The organism is Sanguibacter suaedae (genome assembly GCF_016342785.1).
In the GTDB taxonomy this organism is placed as follows: domain Bacteria; phylum Actinomycetota; class Actinomycetes; order Actinomycetales; family Cellulomonadaceae; genus Sanguibacter; species Sanguibacter suaedae.
This window is the reverse complement of sequence record NZ_JAEINH010000008.1, coordinates 56,225-74,389: the sequence shown is the minus strand read 5'-3', so window position 1 is coordinate 74,389 and position 18,165 is coordinate 56,225. Positions and strand designations below refer to the sequence as shown.

Below are 18,165 nucleotides of genomic sequence, written 5' to 3'. Positions count from 1 at the left end.
CTTCTCCTTCCGGGGGGCGACGGCCCGCCCGGGACGTGCTGCCCCGGGCGGTCGCGGCCGTCCATTATGGCCGACGACGGTCCACCGCCGCACCGGCGGACGGGTCGGCATCCCCGAACGTCTAGGATCGACGGACGCCGAGGGAAGGACCAGGGTGAGCCCGATGAGCCAGGACGCAGGTCTCCGCGTCCTCCTCGTGGAGGACGACGACGGGGACGCGCTGCTCGTGGACGAGCTCTTCGAGGACTCCGGGCTCCTCGTCGAGCTGCGGCGCGCGCGGTCCGTCGACGAGGCGCTCACCATGCTCGACGTCGACTGCGTCCTCCTCGACCTCGGTCTGCCGGACTCGGTCGGTCTCTCGGGGGTCGAGCGGGTTCAGGGGACTCCCGGCGCGCCGGCGCTCGTGGTCCTCACCGGGCTGAGCGACGGCGCCGCGGCCCTGCCCGCCGTCGCGGCCGGCGCCCAGGACTACCTCGTCAAGGACGACGTCGACGGGCGGCTCCTCGCTCGCTCGGTGCTCTACGCCGTGGAGCGTCGCCGCTCGGAGGTGCAGGAGCGCGCGCTCTACCGCAACGCGGTCCGTGCGGAGGAGACGGCGCGCCTCGAGCGCGCGCTCCTTCCGTCGCCGGCCGTGGTCGACGACCGGCTCGCGGTCCACGTCGGCTATCTCCCCGGAGGCAACGGACTCCTCGGTGGCGACTTCTACGACGTGGTCGAGCGTCCTGACGGTTCGGTGCTGTGCGTCGTCGGGGACGTCGCAGGGCACGGACCGGACGAGGCCGCCCTGGGTGCGACGCTCAGGACGGCCTGGCGCACCCTGGTGCTCGCGGGGACGGAACCGTCCGACATCCTCGGGCTGGTGGAGCGGGTGCTCGTCCACGAGCGCTCGCGGCAGGAGACCTTCACGACGCTGTGCCAGGTGGTCGTCCACCCGGCACGGGCCACCGCCGACATCTATCTCGCCGGGCACCCCGCCCCGATCCTCCTCGGGACGCCGAGCACGCTCGTCGAGCCCACCGCCCGGGGCAAGGCCCTGGGCATACCGGTGGAGTCCGCCTGGAACCCGCAGCGTGTCGGGCTGGGCGACGAGTGGTGGCTGATGATCTACACGGACGGCCTCGTGGAGGCCACCGTGGACGCACCGACCGAGGTCCCGGCCGTGCGTGGGCGGACCCCGCGCCCGAGGCTCGGGACCGCAGGGCTCCTGGAGGCCTCGGCGTCGGCGTTCCGCGGAGGGACCACCGATCTCGTCGGACGGCTCCTGCGGGAGGTGCGAGGGGCGCACGGCGGTCGTCTCGAGGACGATGCTGCCGTCCTCGTCCTGGGATGGCCGGGTACGGTGCACGACGGTGCGGGCGAACGTTCCGCGACGCTGGCGGACTCGGAGGAGTGGACGTGACGGAGACCAGCGGGACGCCCGCGCCGGAGACGCTGAGGCACAGGCTTGGTGTGATGCTCGGCGTCGCCGGCGGGGTGCTCCTCGTCGTCGTCGGGGGCGCCGCGTACTCGCTCGTCGAGGTCGTGAGGCACCAGTCCGACGTCACCGACGTGTACTTCGACGCCATCGTGCGCGCCGAGAGGCTGTCCACGGACCTCGAGGACGCCGGCACGTCCGTCGAGGCCTTCGTGGCGAGCGGCTACGACGGCGCCCTCACCGGGCTCGAGACGTGGGACCTCCGGCCGGCCGAGGCGTCGCGGACCCGGCTGTCCGAGGCCTTCGGCGAGGACTCCGCCCAGGTGGTGCGGGCGGACGAGGCTCTCGACGCCGTCCGGGCATGGCGCGACGGCTTCGCACTCCCAGCGGTCGAGCACACCGCGGCCACGGGAGAGAGCACGCTCCCCGTGGAGCTCCGCAGGACGGGAGGGGACCTGCGCGCCGAGGCCGACGTCGCGGTCGACGGGCTCGTCGACCGCCTCGCCGCCGACCGAGAGCAGTCCGCCGACGAGCTCGCGACGTGGACCCGGACGCTCTTCCTGGCCGTCGTCGCGCTCGCCGTCGCCTCGCTCGCAGGAGCCGGTCTCGTCTGGTCGACCCTGCGCCGCCGGGTCCTCGGCCCGCTGGCCGCCCTCTCGGAGAAGGCGCAGGCGGTGAGCCGGGGCGCTCTCCACCAGGAGGTCTCCGTGGCAGGGCCCGGGGAGATCGCAGCCCTCTCGGCCGCGGTCGAGTCGATGAGGGTGTCCCTCGTCGAGGAGATGGCGACCGTCTCGGCGTCCCGGGCGGAGATCGCGGAGGCGCACAGGCAGGTGACCGAGCAGGCCGAGGAGCTGCGCAGGTCGAACCGGGACCTCGAGCAGTTCGCCTACGTCGCGTCCCACGACCTCCAGGAGCCGCTCCGCAAGGTCGCGAGCTTCACGCAGCTGCTCCAGAAGCGGTACGGAGGACAGCTCGACGACCGGGCCGACCAGTACATCGAGTTCGCCGTCGACGGCGCCAAGCGCATGCAGCGTCTCATCCAGGACCTGCTCGGTTTTTCCCGCGTCGGTCGGTCGCTGGAGGACCCCGCGCCCGTCGATCTCGACGAGGCGGGCTCGGCGGCGCTGTCCAACCTCGAGTCCACCGTCGAGGCGACCGGGGCGGTGGTCCGGATGGGTGGGCTCCCGACCGTGGTCGGTCACCGGAGCCTCCTGGTGCAGCTGTTCCAGAACCTCGTCGGCAACGCCATCAAGTTCCGCGACCCGGACCGCGACCCGGAGGTCGTGGTCGGTGCGGCGCGCTACGACGGTGGGTGGGAGCTGTGGTGCCGCGACAACGGGATCGGCGTGGACCCGCAGTACGCGGAGCGGGTCTTCGTCATCTTCCAGCGGCTCCATCCGAAGGACGTGTACGAGGGCACGGGGATCGGTCTGGCCCTGTGCAAGAAGATCGTCGAGTTCCACGGCGGGACCATCGGGATCGACCCGCCCGACCCGGACCACCCGGGCACGACGGTGCGCTGGACGATCCCTGACGTCATCGACACGACCAGGGAGGACGCTGAGCCCGCGGGGTGGGACGTCGTCGGCCCCAGCGGCACGGGTGTGGCGCTATCCTCGACGACGGACACAGCACGTGTCGAGGACCGGGAGGCTTCCCGGAGCAGCGGTCCCGCCGCGGACCACAAGGAGCGCCAGTGAACGACCCCACGACGATCATCGAAGTCCTCCTGGTCGAGGACGACCCGGGTGACGTGCTCATGACGCAGGAGGCCTTCGAGCACAACAAGGTCGCGAACCGGCTCTCCGTCGTCAACGACGGCGTGAGCGCCCTCGAGTACCTCCGCAAGGAGGGGCAGTACGCGGACGTCCCCACCCCGGACCTCGTGCTCCTCGACCTCAACCTCCCGCGGATGGACGGCCGCGAGGTCCTCGCGGCCCTCAAGGCCGACGAGGAGCTGCGCAAGATCCCCGTGGTCGTCCTCACGACCTCGGAGGCGGAGGAGGACGTGGTCCGGAGCTACTCCCTGTACGCCAACGCGTTCGTCACCAAGCCGGTCGACTTCGACCGCTTCATCGACGTCGTGCGCCAGATCGACGACTTCTTCGTGTCGGTCGTCCGGCTGCCCTCCCGCTGACCACGGGAAGATAATCGGGGGCCACGACGTTCATCTGACCATCGGCCGACGTGGGCACGGGCACGGTCCCGTCCCACCGACAGGAGGTATCAGGTGCTTGACCCTCGCGACATCTACGAGATCGACCCACAGGTGGAGGCAGAGCTGGTCGCCGCGGCGACCGAGGGTGCCACCGGGCCGGTCCTCATCAACGCGCTGCGGGGGTTCGTCGATGCCGGGAACGTCGGACAGGTCGCCGTCGAGCACGTCCTCGGCACGGCGGAGCCTCGCCGCCTCGTGACCTTCGACGTCGACCAGCTGGTCGACTACCGGTCCAAGCGCCCCACGATGGTCTTCGACGCGAGCACCTGGGCGGAGTACAACGCTCCGGTGCTCGCGGTCGACCTCGCGAGGGACGGCGAGGGTACGGCATTCCTCGTCCTGCACGGCAGCGAGCCCGACGTCCAGTGGGAGCGGTTCGTCCTCGCCGTCGCGTCGCTGGTCGAGAGGTTCCGTGTGTCCCTCACCGTGGGGACCTACGGCATCCCGATGGGCGTCCCGCACACGCGCGGGCTGTCGGTGACGTCCCACGCGACCACCGACTCGCTCCTCGGGGTGACCGCACCGTGGTTCGGCCGGGTCACCGTGCCTGCGAGCGTCGCGAACCTCCTGGAGTTTCGGCTCGGTGAGCGTGGGCACGACGCGCTCGGCTTCGCGGTCCACGTGCCGCACTACCTGGCGCAGTCCTCGTACCCGCCCGCAGCAGTCGTGGCGCTCACGCAGGTCGAGAGCGTCACCGGCCTCGACCTCCGGACCGGGGGCCTCGAGGGAGCCGCGGAGGAGGCGCGCGACGAGGTGGCCCGCCAGGTCCGGGAGTCCGTCGAGGTCGCCGAGGTGGTCCGAGGGCTGGAGGAGCAGTACGACGCGTTCGTCAGGTCCTCGGAGCGGGAGAACCTCCTCGCGGACGCTGTGCCCATCCCGACGGCCGAGGAGCTCGGCGCGGAGTTCGAGCGCTTCCTCTCGCAGCGTGGCGACGGTCAGCCCGGCTGACCGTCGCGCCGGCCGGACGGTGTCGTCCCGACGTCGTGGAGCACCGGTGCCTGCCCGACGAACCGCGCGAGCTCGTCGTCCTGCAGGAGGCTGGCAGGAACTGCGAGGCTCCTGAGGGCCCGCGCGAGAGAGCTCGACGTGAGGTCGGCGCTCCGGGCGCTCCCCGCGTCCGTGGAGGGAGCGACCGCGGCGAGGACGAGGTTGCCGTAGCGGCGACCCTTGAGGAGCGCGGGCTCGGAGATCACCGCGATCTGCCCGGGGTGCGTCGGCGCCCGGTCCGTGACGTGGGTCAGGGCGGTTCGCAGGGTGGCCACCTCCGCCCGAGCAGAGGTGAGCGGTGGGCGGTCGGCGCAGTTCACGAGGTAGAGGCCGCCGGGACGCAGGACACGCAGCACGTCGGCGGTGAACTCCGCGGTCACGAGGTGCCCGGGTGTCGTGTCCCCGGCGAAGACGTCCCGGACGACGACGTCCTGGCTGCCGCTGGGCAGGGTCGCGAGCTGTGTCCGGGCGTCGCCGGCCCGCAGGCGCAGCCGTGGTGAGCGGGGGAGGTCGAACCACCGCCGTACGAGCTCGAGGAGGCTCCCGTCGACGTCCACGCCGATCTGCCGGGAGCCGGGGCGCAGGGCCTCGAGGGCGCGGGCCATGCCGCAGCCGGCCGCCCCGAGGTGGACCACGTCGAGAGGACCGGGAGGCACGGTCGCGATGACGGCGCACATGATCTCCATGTACTCGAACCCGACGTTCGTCGGGTCGCCGAGGTCGACGAACGAGCTGGGGACGCCGTTCACCATGAGGGTGAACGCGTCGGGATCGTCCCGGTCCGGCACGAGCTCGACGCGCCCGGAGTCCGTGGTCAGCTCACCGGTCGGGAGCGTCTGCCGGCCGGCGAGAGAGGGTGTCGGTGGCTCGGAGGAGGATCGTCGTGATCGGCGGGACATGGGCCAAGCCTAGGCGCCGTCGACGAGGAATCGCTTGACAGTGATCGAACACCTGTTCGAGACTTGTGGGGAGGAGGTGGCGAGATGACGACAGCGACGGCCGTGCGAACGGTTCACCTGGTGCTGGGTCCGGACGTGAGGATCCTCCTCGAGCGCGCGGATCGCGAGCTCGATCTCGCCCGTGCCGCGTCCGAGCCGGGGGAGGGGTTCCTCCACGCGCACCTCGCCGCGCTGCGGTTGGCCGGGGCGGTCCTCGCCGCGACGGGTTCGCCTGCGCCTCGGGGGCGTCCCCGGAGCGCCTGGGAGAGGTTGTCGGCAGCGGTTCCCGAGCTTGCGTCGTCCGCCGCGTACTTCGCGTCGGGTGCGTCCACGCGCAGCGCCGTCGAGACCGGCCGCGGCCACGACGTCGACGTCGCGCTCGCCAGAGCGTGGGAGTCGGCCGCGGAGCGCTTCCGGGACGAGGTCGTCGAGCTGCTCGGGACCGGTGCCGGCCGGCTGTCGCCCGGTCGGTCGTGGGTCTCGTGAGCCGTGGACCACGGTCGGGTGCGGCCCGGCGATCCTGGGGCGAGGACGACTCGGGCTGCCCGATCCTGCACGTCGACATGGACGCGTTCTTCGCGTCGGTCGAGGTGGCACGTCGTCCTCACCTCGCAGGGAGACCGGTGGTCGTGGCGGGCTCGGACCGGGCGGTCGTCCTCGCGGCCACCTACGAGGCCCGGGCCTTCGGTGTGCGGTCGGCGATGCCGGTGGCCGTCGCGAGGAGGCTCTGCCCGCAGGCGGTCTACGTGCCTCCGGACCAGGCGACGTACCGCGCCGTCTCCGCCGAGGTCATGGGGATCCTCCGCGAGGTGACGACGCTCGTGGAGCCGATCAGCGTCGACGAGGCCTTCCTGGACGTCGCGGGAGCACGACGTCGCCTCGGGCGCCCGGTGGAGATCGCGGAGAAGATCCGGGACCGCGTCCGGCGCCAGCTCGGCCTCTCGTGCTCCGTCGGCGTAGCGTCCTCGAAGTTCGTCGCCAAGCTCGCGTCCACGCACGCCAAGCCTGACGGGATGATGCTCGTCCCCCGGGACGCGACCGTCCCGTTCCTGCACTCGCTCCCGGTGGGGGCCCTGTGGGGTGTGGGCGAGAAGACCGAGGCGAACCTCGCCCGGTGGGGCATCGAGACCGTCGCGCAGCTGTCGGCCACCGATCCGGCGGTGCTGCGTCAGGCGGTCGGTGCGGCGGCCGGAGCGCACCTCATGGACCTCGCGTGGGGTCGCGACGCGAGGCCCGTGGAGCCCGTTCGGCGGGAGAAGAGCGTGGGCGCCGAGACGACGTTCGCCACGGACGAGCGCGACCCGTCCGTGGTGGAGGGAAAGGTCCTCGAGCTCTCGGACCGTTGTGCCGGTCGCCTGCGCGAGCAGGGGCACCTTGCGCTGACCGTGAGCGTCAAGGTGCGGACGAGCGACTTCCGCACGCTGTCCCGGTCGAGGTCGCTCGTCTCGCCCACCGACAGCGGGCGCGAGATCTTCCTGGTCGCCCGCGAGCTCGTCGCGGGCGCCGACCTGAGGGGCCTGCCCGTGCGTCTCGTCGGTGTCCGGGCCGAGGGGCTGGTCGCGCGGGAGGTCGCTGTCCTGCAGCCCACCCTCGAGGACGCGGTGAGCGGCGGCAGCGAGCAGCAACGTCTGGCGGAGGCGGCCATGGACCAGGTCCGGAGACGTTTCGGGCGGTCTGCCATAGTCTCCGCGCGGACGGTCGTCCCGTCGACTACCGCCGCACGAGATCTAGAACTATCCTGACTAGTGACATGGTCCGACTGACGAGAGTGCGGGGGTAGAGATGCCTCTGTCCGAATACGAACAGCGTGTTCTGGAACAGATGGAGCGAGAGCTCACGTCTGACGACCCGCGCCTCGCCACGACGCTGAAGTCGACGGCTCCGAGGTCCGGTACCCGATACGTCGTCGCCGGCGTCGGTCTGGTCGTCGGTCTGCTCGCGCTCGTCGTGGGAGTGGCACAATCCGTTCCCTGGGTGGGCGTGGTGGGCTTCGTCATCATGTTCTCCGCGGTGACGTACGCCCTGGCGCAGCCGGCTCGACGCCAGGTCGTGACGGGCCCGATCGGGACCGTCTCCGCGGACGGGGCGATCCGTCGTCCGACGGGGCGACGGGGAGGCGGCGGACAGGGCCCGCGCCGGGGAGCGGCCTCGTCCCGGGGGAGCTTCATGGAACGCCTCGAGGAACGCTGGGACAGGCGTCGGCGAGGCGAGTAGCCGAACACAGCGAGACATCACGACGAGAGGGCCGGACGACGACGTCCGGCCCTCTCGTCGTACCCGGTTGTGGTCCCGCGGTCGCGAGCGCGGGACAAGTCATCCTCCACTTCCCTCCACCGATGCTCCGTCGGGCGCCTGAGCGACCTCCGCAGCGGCCCTGAGCACCGCCGGCGCGCACGGTTCGTCCCGTCGCGCGGCCTCTGTGCGCCCCTGTCGGTGGAGCCCGCCCCCCGCGACCCGTGAGCGCGCCTACACGCGTCGGAGAACCCTCCACGACGCTCCACCGGTATGACCTGCGGGTTTGCGGGTCTCTGGGTGAAGTTTCTGTGTTTTGCCAGGCCAGGTGGAGGGAAGTGGAGTAGCGTGGAGCCACCTGGAGCAAGAAGGAGAGGTGCCGACAGTGAGCGAGCTGTTCGGTGGATCTCCGAGCCTGCTGCTGGGTACGTACACCCCCCGCCTCGACGAGAAAGGTCGTCTCATCCTCCCCGCCAAGTTCCGGTCGCAGCTCGCGCCGGGACTCGTCATGACCCGGGGCCAGGAGAGGTGCCTGTTCCTCCTGCCGATGGACGAGTTCCGTCGGATGTACGAGCAGATCCGCCAGGCGCCGGTGACGAGCAAGCAGGCGCGCGACTACCTGCGGGTGTTCCTCTCCGGTGCGAGCGACGAGGTGCCCGACAAGCAGGGGAGAGTCTCCATCCCTGGCCCGCTGCGCGAGTACGCGGGGCTCGACCGTGACGTCGCGGTGATCGGGGCCGGGACCCGCGTGGAGATCTGGGACGCCCAGGCCTGGAGCACCTACCTCGCGGAGCAGGAGTCCGGCTACGCCGACACGGCGGAGGAGGTCCTCCCGAACCTCAGGTTCTGACCGGCGGCCGCACGATGAGGCCTCCTCCCGCCCGTTCTGACGCACTTCCCCGGCGTCAGAGGGTCGCGGAGGGAGACCTGATCTGGTGGCCACCGGTCCCGCTCCCCGAGCTCGAGAGGCCCTGAAGCACCCGCGCAGCACCCGCGACGACCGTCGCACCGAGAACGACGAGAAGGAAGGAGGGACGCGATGGACCACGACCAGCGGACGGAGCAGCAGGCCGCCGACCGTCACGTCCCCGTCCTGCGGGACCGTTGCGTGGACCTGCTCGCCCCGGCGCTCGAGCGTCCCGGTGCCGTCTACCTCGACTGCACGCTCGGTATGGGCGGGCACACCGAGGCGGTCCTCGCACGCTTCCCCGAGGTGCGGGCGATCGGTATCGACCGCGACCCGGAGGCGTTGCGCCTCGCCGGTGAGCGCCTGGCGCCCTTCGGTGCTCGTTTCACGGGGGTCCACGCCGTCTACGACGAGATCCCCGAGGTGCTGGTCGAGCTCGGGCTCGAGGGCGTCGACGGGATCCTCATGGACCTCGGGGTGTCCTCCTTGCAGATCGACGAGCGCGAGCGGGGCTTCTCCTACGCGCACGACGCGCCGCTGGACATGCGGATGGACCCGACCGCGGACCTCACGGCCGCGGTCGTCCTCAACACGTACGACGAGCGCGCCATCTCGCGGATCCTGCGCGAGTACGGCGAGGAGCGCTTCGCGTCGAAGATCGCCCGGTCCGTCGTCGCCCGTCGCGCCGAGCGTCCGTGGACCAGGTCCGCGGAGCTCGTCGACCTGGTCCGCGCCTGCATCCCGGCGGCGACTCGCAAGACCGGTGGCAATCCTGCGAAGCGCACCTTCCAGGCGCTGCGGATCGAGGTCAACGGGGAGCTCGAGGTCCTCGAGCGCGCCCTCCCCGCCGCCGTGGAGGCGTTGTCCGTGGGCGGACGGATCGTCGTGGAGTCGTACCACTCCCTCGAGGACCGCCTCACGAAGCGCGAGCTCGCCCGTGGCGCGACCTCCAGCGCACCGCCCGATCTCCCGGTCGAGCCCGAGACCCATCGTCCCTACCTGCGGCTCCTCACACGAGGGGCCGAGGAGGCCGACGAGCGCGAGCTCGAGCTCAATCCCCGTTCTGCCTCGGTCCGTCTCCGCGCGGCCGAGCGTCTTCGACCCACACCACACCACATGAAGAATCGGATGGAGCGCTGATCATGAGTTCTGCACAGTCCAGTGCTGCACGTGTTCTTCCCGTCCCCGGGGGGACGCTGCCGGCAGGGCGACCCACCACGGCACCGCCGCGCCTCCGGCTCGTCCAGGCACCGGAGCAGGCGCGGAGCCGTGCCCCCTTCGTGCTCCTGTGCATGGCCATCCTCGGGGCGGCCCTCCTCGGGACCCTCGTGCTCAACACCGCCATGGCCGACGGCTCCTACGAGGCGGCGAGCCTGCAGCGTGAGCTCGCCCAGCAGGCCGAGGTGTCCGACAACCTCAAGGCCCAGCTCGACGAGCGGACATCACCTCAGGCGCTCGCCGGCCGCGCCCAGGAGCTCGGGATGGTGCAGTTCGCAAACCCGGGCATCCTCAGCCTGTCCGACCAGACGATCCACGGCGGTGCGGGTGGTGCAGGAGCAGCAGGATGACGGCGCGTCCACCTCGGGACGGGGCGCCGTCCGACGGCGCGTCGGGCCGGGGTCGCTCGCCCCGCTCGGGTCGCTCGCCCCGCCCGGGTCGACCGACCGGCACGGACGGTGGACGCGGGTCGACCGGCCGTACGGCTGACACCGGCCGGGGTGAGCGTCCACGGAGCAGTGGTTCCGCAGCGAAGAGCCCTGCGCCGCGTTCCGGTGCGACGGCACGTGGAGGAGACCCGTCGCGGCGGGCCCCACGCGCGAAGGGTTCGACGAGCGCGGCCGGGAGCACCGGGGCGACCGGGCAGCGGCAGACGCGAGGAGCGGCCCGGCAGACCGCTCCCGAGCCCGCTCGGAACCCGAGGTCCCGTGCCGGAGCGGACCGGCCCCGCACCTCGGCCTCGACGTCGTCGACCAGGCAGGGGTCCGCGCGGTCCCCGCGCCCCGCCACGGACCGGGCAGTCGTGAGACGCGGGGCACCCAGCGCTCCCGCACGAACGCGGCTACGCACCCCGCGAACCGTCGACGGCACGCCCCGTGGGCGTCGTCGTCCGACCCGGCCCCGGCGTACCGCCGCCCTGCCGGACTCGTCCCGCCGCATGCAGGTGCTGTCGGTCATCGCGCTGCTGGTCCTCACCCTCTTTTCCGGGCGCCTCGTGTACGTCCAGGGTTTCGAGGCCGAGGCCCTGGCTGCGGACGCCCGCACCATGCGCACGGACACGGTCGAGATCCCCGCCGTGCGCGGGGAGATCGTCGACGTCAACGGTGAGGTCCTCGCGACCTCGGTGACGCGGCACCACATCATCGCGGACCCGGTGGCCATCGCCACCTGGAAGCACTCGGTCGACGGCACCGTCCTGGGCGGTCCGACGGAGGCCGCGCGCCTCCTCGCGCCGGTCCTCGGGATCCCGGAGGCGGAGCTCGCGGCGATGATGGACGGGGAACGGCGGTACAAGCGTCTCAAGCTCGACGTCCCACCCGAGACCTGGGACGCGGTCCGCGCCCTGAACATTGGCGGGATCAGCGCGGAGACGTTCCTCAAGCGCACCTACCCGGCAGGCACGACGGGGGGCAACCTCGTGGGATTCGTCGGGAACGAGGGGTCCGGTCAGGCCGGGCTCGAAGCCTCTCTCGACGACCTCCTCGCGGGTTCCGCGGGCAGCACGACGTACGAGCGGGGAAAGAAGGGGCACGTGATCCCGTCCGGGGAGCAGTCGACGGTCCCTGCCGTCCCGGGGAGCGACGTGCAGGTCACGACCGACACGGACCTCCAGTGGATGGCGGAGGCGCGGCTCGCGGAACAGCTCGAGGCGACCGGCGGGACGGGCGGTTTCGTCGTGGTGCTGGACACCAGGACCCAGGCCGTCCTCGCTCTGGCGGACTCCGGGTCGATCGATCCCAACAACCCGTCCGGCATGGGCGGCACCAAGTCGATCTCGAACGTCTTCGACCCGGGGTCGACCGCGAAGATCATCACGATGGCAGCCGCCATCGAGACGGGACTCGCGACGCCGACCGACCAGTTCGAGGTCCCCGACCGCTACACGACGGCCAACGGTCAGACGTTCAAGGACTCCCACGACCACGACGTCGAGAACCTCACGCTCACCGGGATCCTCGCCCAGTCCTCGAACACGGGCACGCTCATGGTCGGTCAGCACATCCCGAAGCAGGTGCGCCACGACTACCTGACGAAGTTCGGCTTCGGGCAGCCCACCGGGATCGAGCTCGCCGGTGAGTCCCGTGGGATCCTCGCGGACGCGGACGACTGGGACGGCCGCACGGAGTACGCGGTGATGTTCGGGCAGAGCGTGTCGGTCACGGCGCTGCAGGCGACGAGCGTCTTCGCGACGATGGCCAACGGCGGTGTGCGGACCACGCCGCACCTCGTCGCCGGCACCACAGCACCTGACGGGGAGTTCGTCCCGTCGGAGCTGCCTGCGCCTCAGCAGGTGGTGTCCGAGGCCACCGCCGACCAGGTCCTCAAGATGATGGAGTCCGCCGTCACGGACGGCACCGGAGCCAAGGCGGCGATCTCCGGGTATCGCGTCGCAGGGAAGACAGGGACGGCGCAGACCCCCGACGCGAACGGTGATCTCACCAACCACCTCGCGTCCTTCATCGGCGTGGCCCCGGTCGACGCGCCGCGCGTCGCGGTCGGCGTCTTCATCGAGAACCCGAAGACCTCGATCTACGGGGGAGAGGTCGCAGCCCCCGTCTTCGCCGACGTCACGGCCTTCGCCCTCCAGCAGCTCGGGGTCGAGCCCACCGGGTCCGCTCCCGACCTCTACCCGACGACGTGGTGAGGATCACCACACCGCAGGTCAGGACGCTCGCGGGCGCACGGAGCGTCGCGTTCGCCAGGATAGATTGAGCCCATGACGTCCGAGCAGGGCCGCATGCGCCCGACCGTGAGGAACCCCCGCACACTCGAGTCGATCGCCTCGGCGTTCACGCTGGTGAGCGATCCGTCTGCGGCCGACGTGGAGGTCACCGGGCTCGCCGTCGGCAGCGCCGACGTCCTCCCCGGAGACCTCTTCGTCGCCCTCACCGGCCTCACGTCCCACGGTGCGCGGTACGTCGCCGCAGCGGTCGAGTCCGGCGCCGTCGCGGTCCTCACCGATCCCGCCGGGGCGCGCATCGTCGAGCAGGCCGCCGCGGACGGTGGGCCCGACCTCCCCGTCCTCGTCCTGCCCGACGCCGCCGACGCGCGGCGGACCCTCGGTGCCCTGTCCGCGTGGTTCTACGACGACCCGGCCGAGCGGCTCCTCACCGTCGGGGTGACGGGCACCAACGGCAAGACGACCACGACGTACCTCGTGGACGCCGCGCTGCGCCAGATGCACGGCACCACGGCCGTCGTGGGCACCATCGAGCTGCGGATCGGCGACCGGTCCATCGAGAGCCCGCGGACCACGGTCGAGGCCCCGGTGCTCCACGGCATCCTCGATCTCGCCCTCGAGGAAGGCACGACGGCGCTCACCATGGAGGTCTCGTCGCACGCTCTCGCGCTGCAACGGGTCGCGGGGATGCGGTTCGACGTCGTGGCCTTCACCAACCTGCAGCGCGACCACCTCGACTTCCACGGCGACATGGAGGGGTACTACCGGGACAAGGCTCGGCTCTTCTCGCCCGAGCTCGCCGCCCGGGGGGTCGTCTGCGTCGACGACGAGTGGGGGGCACGCCTCGCCCGCGAGGCGACCATCCGGGTCGACACGCTCTCCACCCGGCCCGGGACCCCGGCGTCGGCCACGGCCGACTGGCGGGTCACCTCGGCGACCGTCGGGCTCGACGGGGTCGGCTCGACCTTCGTCCTCGAGGGCCCCGACGGCCAGAGCGTCACGGGCCGCAGCCCGCTCCCCGGGGAGGTCAACGTGTCGAACGCGGCGCTGGCCCTCGTCGTCGCAGCGCGGGCCGGTGTGCCGCTCGAGGACGCGGCGCAGGGCGTCGCCGTCGCGGCGGCGGTCCCCGGACGCATGGAGCGGGTCGTCGAGCGCGAGGACGGTGGGCCGCTCGTCCTCGTCGACTACGCGCACACGCCCGACGCCCTCGAGCTCGCGCTCTCCGGCGTCCGCGCCATCACGCCCGGCAGGCTCGTGATCGTCTTCGGGTCCGACGGCGACAGGGACACCGGCAAGCGACCGATCATGGGCGAGATCGCGGCGCGCCTCGCGGACGTCCTCGTCGTCACCGACGAGAACCCGCGGTCGGAGGCGCCGGAGAGCATCCGCGCCGCGATCCTCGAGGGGGTGCGCACCGTCCGCCCGGACCTCGACAGGGTGCACGAGGTGGCGCCACGATCCGCCGCGGTGGCGTACGGTGTGTCGCTGGCAGGTGACGGCGACACCGTCATCGTCACGGGGAAGGGGCACGAGCCCACCCAGGAGGTCGCCGGGGTGTTCCACCGGTACAACGACCGCGACGCGGTCCGCGACGCCTGGGCCACCCGTGCCGGTGCGGTCGCGGGGGCGTCCGGTACGCAACGAGAGACGGAGCGCGACGAGTGATCGACCTGACAGCAGCCGAGGTGGCGCACCTCACCGGCGGGCGCCTCACGGCCGACCCCGGGCGGGTGCACGGGCCCGTCGTCATCGACTCGCGCAAGGCGGGCCCCGGCGGGCTCTTCGTGGCCCTCGCAGGGGACCGCTCCGACGGGCACGACCACGCGGTCGGCGCGGTGCGGGCCGGCGCCCAGCTGGTCCTCGCGGGGCGCGAGGTCGACGATGTGCCGTGCGTGGTCGTCGACGACGTCGCGCACGCGCTGGGGCTCCTCGCCGCCGAGCACCTGCGGAGGCTGCGGGCCGCCGGCGACCTGCGCGTGGTCGCGGTCACCGGTTCCGTCGGCAAGACGACCACGAAGGACCTTCTCGGTCAGGTCCTCGCGTCGTCGGGGGAGACCGTCATGCCCGAGGCCTCGTTCAACAACGAGATCGGTCTTCCCCTCACCGTGCTCGAGGCCTCGCCCTCCACCCGTTTCCTCGTCCTCGAGATGGGTGCGGCGGCGATCGGCGAGCTCACGTACCTCACGGGCATCGCACCGCCGGACGTGTCGATCGTCCTCGTCGTCGGCAGCGCGCACCTCGGTGGGTTCGGAGGCATCGAGTCGGTCGCCCGCGCCAAGTCCGAGATCGTCACCGGGCTGGCGCCCGGTGGCGTTGCCGTCCTCAACGCCGACGACCACCGGGTCGTGGCGATGCGTGACGTCGCACCGGGCCGCGTGGTCACCTACGGCACCGTGCGAGACGCGACCGTGCGGGCACGTGACGTCCGGACGGACGACGGCGGCCACGTGTCCTTCTCCATGCTCGTCGACGGGACGGCGACCCCGGTGTCCCTCCGCCTCGTGGGGGAGCACCACCTGACCAACGCGCTCGCGACGGCGTCCGCCGCCCTCGAGCTGGGCGTCCCCGTCGAGGAGGTGGCGCGTCGCCTCGCCTCCGCGGGTGCCGTGAGCCCGCACCGGATGGCGGTCACCGACCGTCCCGACGGTGTGACCGTCATCGACGACTCCTACAACGCCAACCCGGACTCCATGCGCGCGGCGCTCAAGGCGCTCGCCGTCATGGCGGGCCGGGAGCGCCGCTCCGTCGCGGTCCTCGGGGAGATGCTCGAGCTCGGTCCGGACGCCCGCGAGGCGCACGACGAGATCGGCCGCCTCGCGGTGCGGCTCAACGTGAAGCTCCTCGTGGTGGTCGGGGCGGGTGCGTCCGGCATCGCGGACGGGGCCACCCAGGAGGGATCGTGGGGCGACGAGGTCGTCGAGGTGGCCGACGTGGCCGCGGCGTCGGCCTTCCTCGCGGGCGAGCTGCGTGACGGGGACGTCGTCCTCGTGAAGTCGTCCAACGGCTCCGGGCTGTGGCGACTCGCCGACGAGCTCGCCGCCGGGTCGGTCGCCTCGTGATCGCCGTCCTCGTCTCGTCCGGTGTGGCGCTGCTCGTCGCACTGTTCGGGACGCCGCTGTTCATCCGGCTCCTCGTCCGGCGCAACTACGGGCAGTTCATCCGGCAGGACGGCCCCACTGCGCACTTCACCAAGCGCGGCACCCCCACCATGGGTGGGGTCGTCATCATCGGAGCCACCCTCGCAGGGTGGGCGGTGTCGAGCATCGTCAGCGGCAAGATCCCGTCCGCGTCGGCCATCCTCGTGATCTTCCTCATGACGGGGCTGGGGCTCGTCGGGTTCCTCGACGACTACATCAAGATCTCCAGGCAGCGGAGCCTCGGCCTGTCCGCCCGGTGGAAGATCGTCGGGCAGGGCGTCGTCGGGATCTCCTTCGCGGTCCTGGCGCTGCAGTTCCCCAACTCGAACTTCCGCACGCCGGCGTCCACGAAGATCTCGTTCATCCGTGACACGAACCTCGACCTCGCGTTCGCCGGCGTCACCGTGGGACTCATCCTCTTCGTGGTCTGGGCGAACCTCGTCATCACCGCGTGGTCCAACGCCGTGAACCTCACCGACGGGCTCGACGGCCTGGCGACCGGCGTGTCCCTCATCGTGTTCGGTGCCTACGTCATCATGGGCATCTGGCAGTACAACCAGAACTGCCAGTGGCTGAGCTCGGTGGGACCCCGCTGCTACGAGGTGCGCGACCCGCTCGACCTCGCGATCGTCGCCGCGGCCATCGTCGGCGCGTGCTTCGGGTTCCTCTGGTGGAACGCCTCACCTGCGCGCATCTTCATGGGAGACACCGGGTCGCTCGCGCTCGGCGGCGCGCTCGCCGGCCTCTCCATCCTCTCGAGGACGGAGCTGCTCGCGGTGATCGTCGGCGGCATGTTCGTCCTCGTCGTCCTCTCGGACGTCATCCAGATCGGGTTCTTCAAGATGACCGGCAAGCGGGTCTTCAAGATGGCCCCGCTCCACCACCACTTCGAGCTGTCCGGGTGGGGCGAGGTGACCATCGTCATCCGGTTCTGGATCATCGCCGGGCTCTTCGTCGCCCTGGGCATGGGCATCTTCTACGCGGAGTGGGTCGTCGGGTAGTGGACATCGGATCGTCGCGCGTCCTCGTCACCGGGCTCGGGGTCACCGGGCGCGCGGTCGTCGCCGCGCTGCGCGGGCGTACGAAGGCCGTGGTCACCCTCGACGCGTCCGCGGCCGACGCCGACCACCGGGAGGCGTCGACGGTGCCGTTCGACGAGGTGGACCTCGTCGTCACCTCGCCCGGGTGGCGTCCCACGGAGCCCGCCCTCGCCGAGGCCGCCGCTCGCGGGATCCCCGTGTGGAGCGAGGTCGAGCTCGCCTGGCACCTTCGGGTGCCGACCGCGGCGACAGGGGAACCGGCGCCGTGGCTCGCGCTCACGGGCACCAACGGGAAGACCACCACCGTCGAGATGCTCGCCTCGATCCTCACGGCCGACGGTCGCCGGGCGGCAGCGGTGGGGAACGTCGGACGGCCACTCGTGGAGGCCGTGCTCGACCCGGACCTCGAGGTCCTCGCGGTCGAGCTGTCGAGCTTCCAGCTGCACTTCACGCACTCCATGTCCGCGCTCGTCGGCGCGGTCCTCAACGTCGCGCCCGACCACCTCGACTGGCACGGGACGTTCGACGAGTACGCCGCCGCGAAGGGCCGCGTGTTCGCCCGCGCCCAGGTGGCCTGCGTCTACAACACGGTTGACCCCCTCACCGAGGGCCTCGTCCGCGACGCCGACGTCGTCGAGGGTGCCCTCGCCGTCGGCTTCACCCTCGGGGCTCCCGGACGGTCACAGCTCGGGGTCGTCGAGGGCGTGCTCGTCGACCGTGCGTTCCACGCCGCGCCCGACGACCCGTCCCGCTACGGCACGGCCGCCGAGCTGGGGACGCTCGACGACCTCGTTCACCTCGCCGGCCCGGACGGTCGGGTCCCGTCCCACGTGGTCGCCGACGCCCTCGCGGCGGCGGCCCTCGCCCGCGGCTACGGTGTCGGGGCGAGCGCGGTCCGCGACGGGCTGCGGGCGTTCGCTCCGGGCGGCCACCGCATCGAGACCGTCGCGACGGTCGGGGGAGTGACCTTCGTCGACGACTCGAAGGCGACCAACGCCCACGCGGCCGGTGCCTCGTTGGGCGCGTTCGCGGAGGGTTCGGTCGTCTGGATCGCGGGAGGGCTCGTCAAGGGTGCCACCTTCGACGAGCTCGTCGCCGCGCGCGCCGACCGTCTGAGGGCGGCGGTGCTCATCGGCGTCGACCGTGCGGGGCTGCGGGCGGCGCTGGACCGACACGCCCCCGATATCCCGGTCGTCGAGATCGATCCTGGTGACACTGGGACGGTGATGCGCCGTGCCGTCGACCAGGCCACCGTGCTCGCCCGTCCGGGCGACACGGTCCTCCTCGCGCCCGCGTGCGCCTCCATGGACCAGTTCCGGTCCTACGCGGAGCGGGGCGACTCCTTCGCCCAGGAGGCGCGTCGCGTCGCCGAGACCTCGTCGCACGGCGGGTAG

Annotated in this window: 16 protein-coding genes; 15 read left to right on the top strand and 1 reads right to left on the bottom strand. The window is 72.0% G+C overall.

Annotation, left to right across the window (positions count from 1 at the left end):
• The first annotated feature begins 163 nt into the window (after positions 1-163).
• From JAV76_RS10715 to JAV76_RS10700, 4 genes are all read left to right on the top strand, one after another.
• Complete coding sequence (locus JAV76_RS10715; protein WP_198734046.1) at positions 164-1,399, top strand: PP2C family protein-serine/threonine phosphatase; 1,236 nt, start codon at positions 164-166, stop codon at positions 1,397-1,399.
• The gene (locus JAV76_RS10710; RefSeq protein ID WP_307844160.1) at positions 1,396-3,114 is read left to right on the top strand and encodes a sensor histidine kinase; all 1,719 of its coding nucleotides are present in this window, start codon (positions 1,396-1,398) and stop codon (positions 3,112-3,114) included. Before JAV76_RS10715 ends, JAV76_RS10710 begins: the two co-directional genes overlap by 4 nt.
• A complete protein-coding gene (locus tag JAV76_RS10705; protein ID WP_307844159.1) occupies positions 3,111-3,551 on the top strand; it encodes a response regulator in 441 nt (146 codons plus the stop codon). Before JAV76_RS10710 ends, JAV76_RS10705 begins: the two co-directional genes overlap by 4 nt.
• A gap of 93 nt (positions 3,552-3,644) precedes the next feature.
• Positions 3,645-4,580: a PAC2 family protein gene (locus tag JAV76_RS10700; protein WP_198734045.1), complete on the top strand. Its 936-nt coding sequence runs from the start codon at positions 3,645-3,647 to the stop codon at positions 4,578-4,580.
• Here JAV76_RS10700 and JAV76_RS10695 read toward each other — a convergent pair.
• The gene (locus tag JAV76_RS10695) at positions 4,568-5,518 is read right to left on the bottom strand and encodes a spermidine synthase (protein ID WP_198734044.1); all 951 of its coding nucleotides are present in this window, start codon (positions 5,516-5,518) and stop codon (positions 4,568-4,570) included. The two genes, JAV76_RS10700 and JAV76_RS10695, sit on opposite strands and share 13 nt — an antisense overlap.
• A gap of 84 nt (positions 5,519-5,602) precedes the next feature.
• Between JAV76_RS10695 and JAV76_RS10690 the strand changes: the two genes are divergently transcribed.
• The 11 genes from JAV76_RS10690 to murD all read left to right on the top strand — a co-directional run bounded on the left by JAV76_RS10690 (position 5,603) and on the right by murD (position 18,165).
• Positions 5,603-6,043 (top strand): SAV_6107 family HEPN domain-containing protein, encoded by a 441-nt coding sequence (locus JAV76_RS10690; protein WP_198734043.1) that lies wholly within the window; start codon positions 5,603-5,605, stop codon positions 6,041-6,043.
• On the top strand, positions 6,040-7,299 hold the full coding sequence (gene dinB, locus JAV76_RS10685) for a DNA polymerase IV (RefSeq protein WP_198734042.1): 1,260 nt from the start codon (positions 6,040-6,042) through the stop codon (positions 7,297-7,299). The genes JAV76_RS10690 and dinB overlap by 4 nt, the downstream gene beginning before the upstream one ends.
• A gap of 40 nt (positions 7,300-7,339) precedes the next feature.
• Positions 7,340-7,771, top strand: a complete 432-nt coding sequence (locus tag JAV76_RS10680) for an SCO2097 family morphological protein (protein ID WP_198734041.1) — start codon at positions 7,340-7,342, stop codon at positions 7,769-7,771.
• 433 nt (positions 7,772-8,204) lie between these two features.
• Positions 8,205-8,639, top strand: a complete 435-nt coding sequence (gene mraZ, locus JAV76_RS10675) for a division/cell wall cluster transcriptional repressor MraZ (protein ID WP_198734129.1) — start codon at positions 8,205-8,207, stop codon at positions 8,637-8,639.
• A gap of 189 nt (positions 8,640-8,828) precedes the next feature.
• On the top strand, positions 8,829-9,836 hold the full coding sequence (rsmH, locus tag JAV76_RS10670; protein WP_198734040.1) for a 16S rRNA (cytosine(1402)-N(4))-methyltransferase RsmH: 1,008 nt from the start codon (positions 8,829-8,831) through the stop codon (positions 9,834-9,836).
• Between the two features lie 2 nt (positions 9,837-9,838).
• A complete protein-coding gene (gene ftsL, locus JAV76_RS10665; protein ID WP_198734039.1) occupies positions 9,839-10,264 on the top strand; it encodes a cell division protein FtsL in 426 nt (141 codons plus the stop codon).
• A gap of 587 nt (positions 10,265-10,851) precedes the next feature.
• The gene (locus tag JAV76_RS10660) at positions 10,852-12,558 is read left to right on the top strand and encodes a peptidoglycan D,D-transpeptidase FtsI family protein (RefSeq protein ID WP_230402166.1); all 1,707 of its coding nucleotides are present in this window, start codon (positions 10,852-10,854) and stop codon (positions 12,556-12,558) included.
• Between the two features lie 72 nt (positions 12,559-12,630).
• Positions 12,631-14,259 (top strand): UDP-N-acetylmuramoyl-L-alanyl-D-glutamate--2,6-diaminopimelate ligase, encoded by a 1,629-nt coding sequence (locus tag JAV76_RS10655; RefSeq protein WP_198734037.1) that lies wholly within the window; start codon positions 12,631-12,633, stop codon positions 14,257-14,259.
• The gene (locus JAV76_RS10650; RefSeq protein ID WP_198734036.1) at positions 14,256-15,653 is read left to right on the top strand and encodes a UDP-N-acetylmuramoyl-tripeptide--D-alanyl-D-alanine ligase; all 1,398 of its coding nucleotides are present in this window, start codon (positions 14,256-14,258) and stop codon (positions 15,651-15,653) included. The genes JAV76_RS10655 and JAV76_RS10650 overlap by 4 nt, the downstream gene beginning before the upstream one ends.
• Entirely contained in the window at positions 15,650-16,732 is a 1,083-nt protein-coding gene (gene mraY / locus JAV76_RS10645) for a phospho-N-acetylmuramoyl-pentapeptide-transferase (protein WP_198734035.1), read from the top strand. Before JAV76_RS10650 ends, mraY begins: the two co-directional genes overlap by 4 nt.
• The gene (murD, locus tag JAV76_RS10640) at positions 16,732-18,165 is read left to right on the top strand and encodes a UDP-N-acetylmuramoyl-L-alanine--D-glutamate ligase (RefSeq protein WP_307844158.1); all 1,434 of its coding nucleotides are present in this window, start codon (positions 16,732-16,734) and stop codon (positions 18,163-18,165) included. Before mraY ends, murD begins: the two co-directional genes overlap by 1 nt.

Coding starts and splice junctions, on each gene's coding strand:
- JAV76_RS10690 (WP_198734043.1), top strand. CDS start 5,603: ATGACGACAGCGACGGCCGTGCGAACGGTTCACCTGGTGCTGGGTCCG.
- JAV76_RS10655 (WP_198734037.1), top strand. CDS start 12,631: ATGACGTCCGAGCAGGGCCGCATGCGCCCGACCGTGAGGAACCCCCGC.
- ftsL (WP_198734039.1), top strand. CDS start 9,839: ATGAGTTCTGCACAGTCCAGTGCTGCACGTGTTCTTCCCGTCCCCGGG.
- JAV76_RS10695 (WP_198734044.1), bottom strand. CDS start 5,518: ATGTCCCGCCGATCACGACGATCCTCCTCCGAGCCACCGACACCCTCT.
- JAV76_RS10680 (WP_198734041.1), top strand. CDS start 7,340: ATGCCTCTGTCCGAATACGAACAGCGTGTTCTGGAACAGATGGAGCGA.
- rsmH (WP_198734040.1), top strand. CDS start 8,829: ATGGACCACGACCAGCGGACGGAGCAGCAGGCCGCCGACCGTCACGTC.
- JAV76_RS10660 (WP_230402166.1), top strand. CDS start 10,852: ATGCAGGTGCTGTCGGTCATCGCGCTGCTGGTCCTCACCCTCTTTTCC.
- JAV76_RS10715 (WP_198734046.1), top strand. CDS start 164: ATGAGCCAGGACGCAGGTCTCCGCGTCCTCCTCGTGGAGGACGACGAC.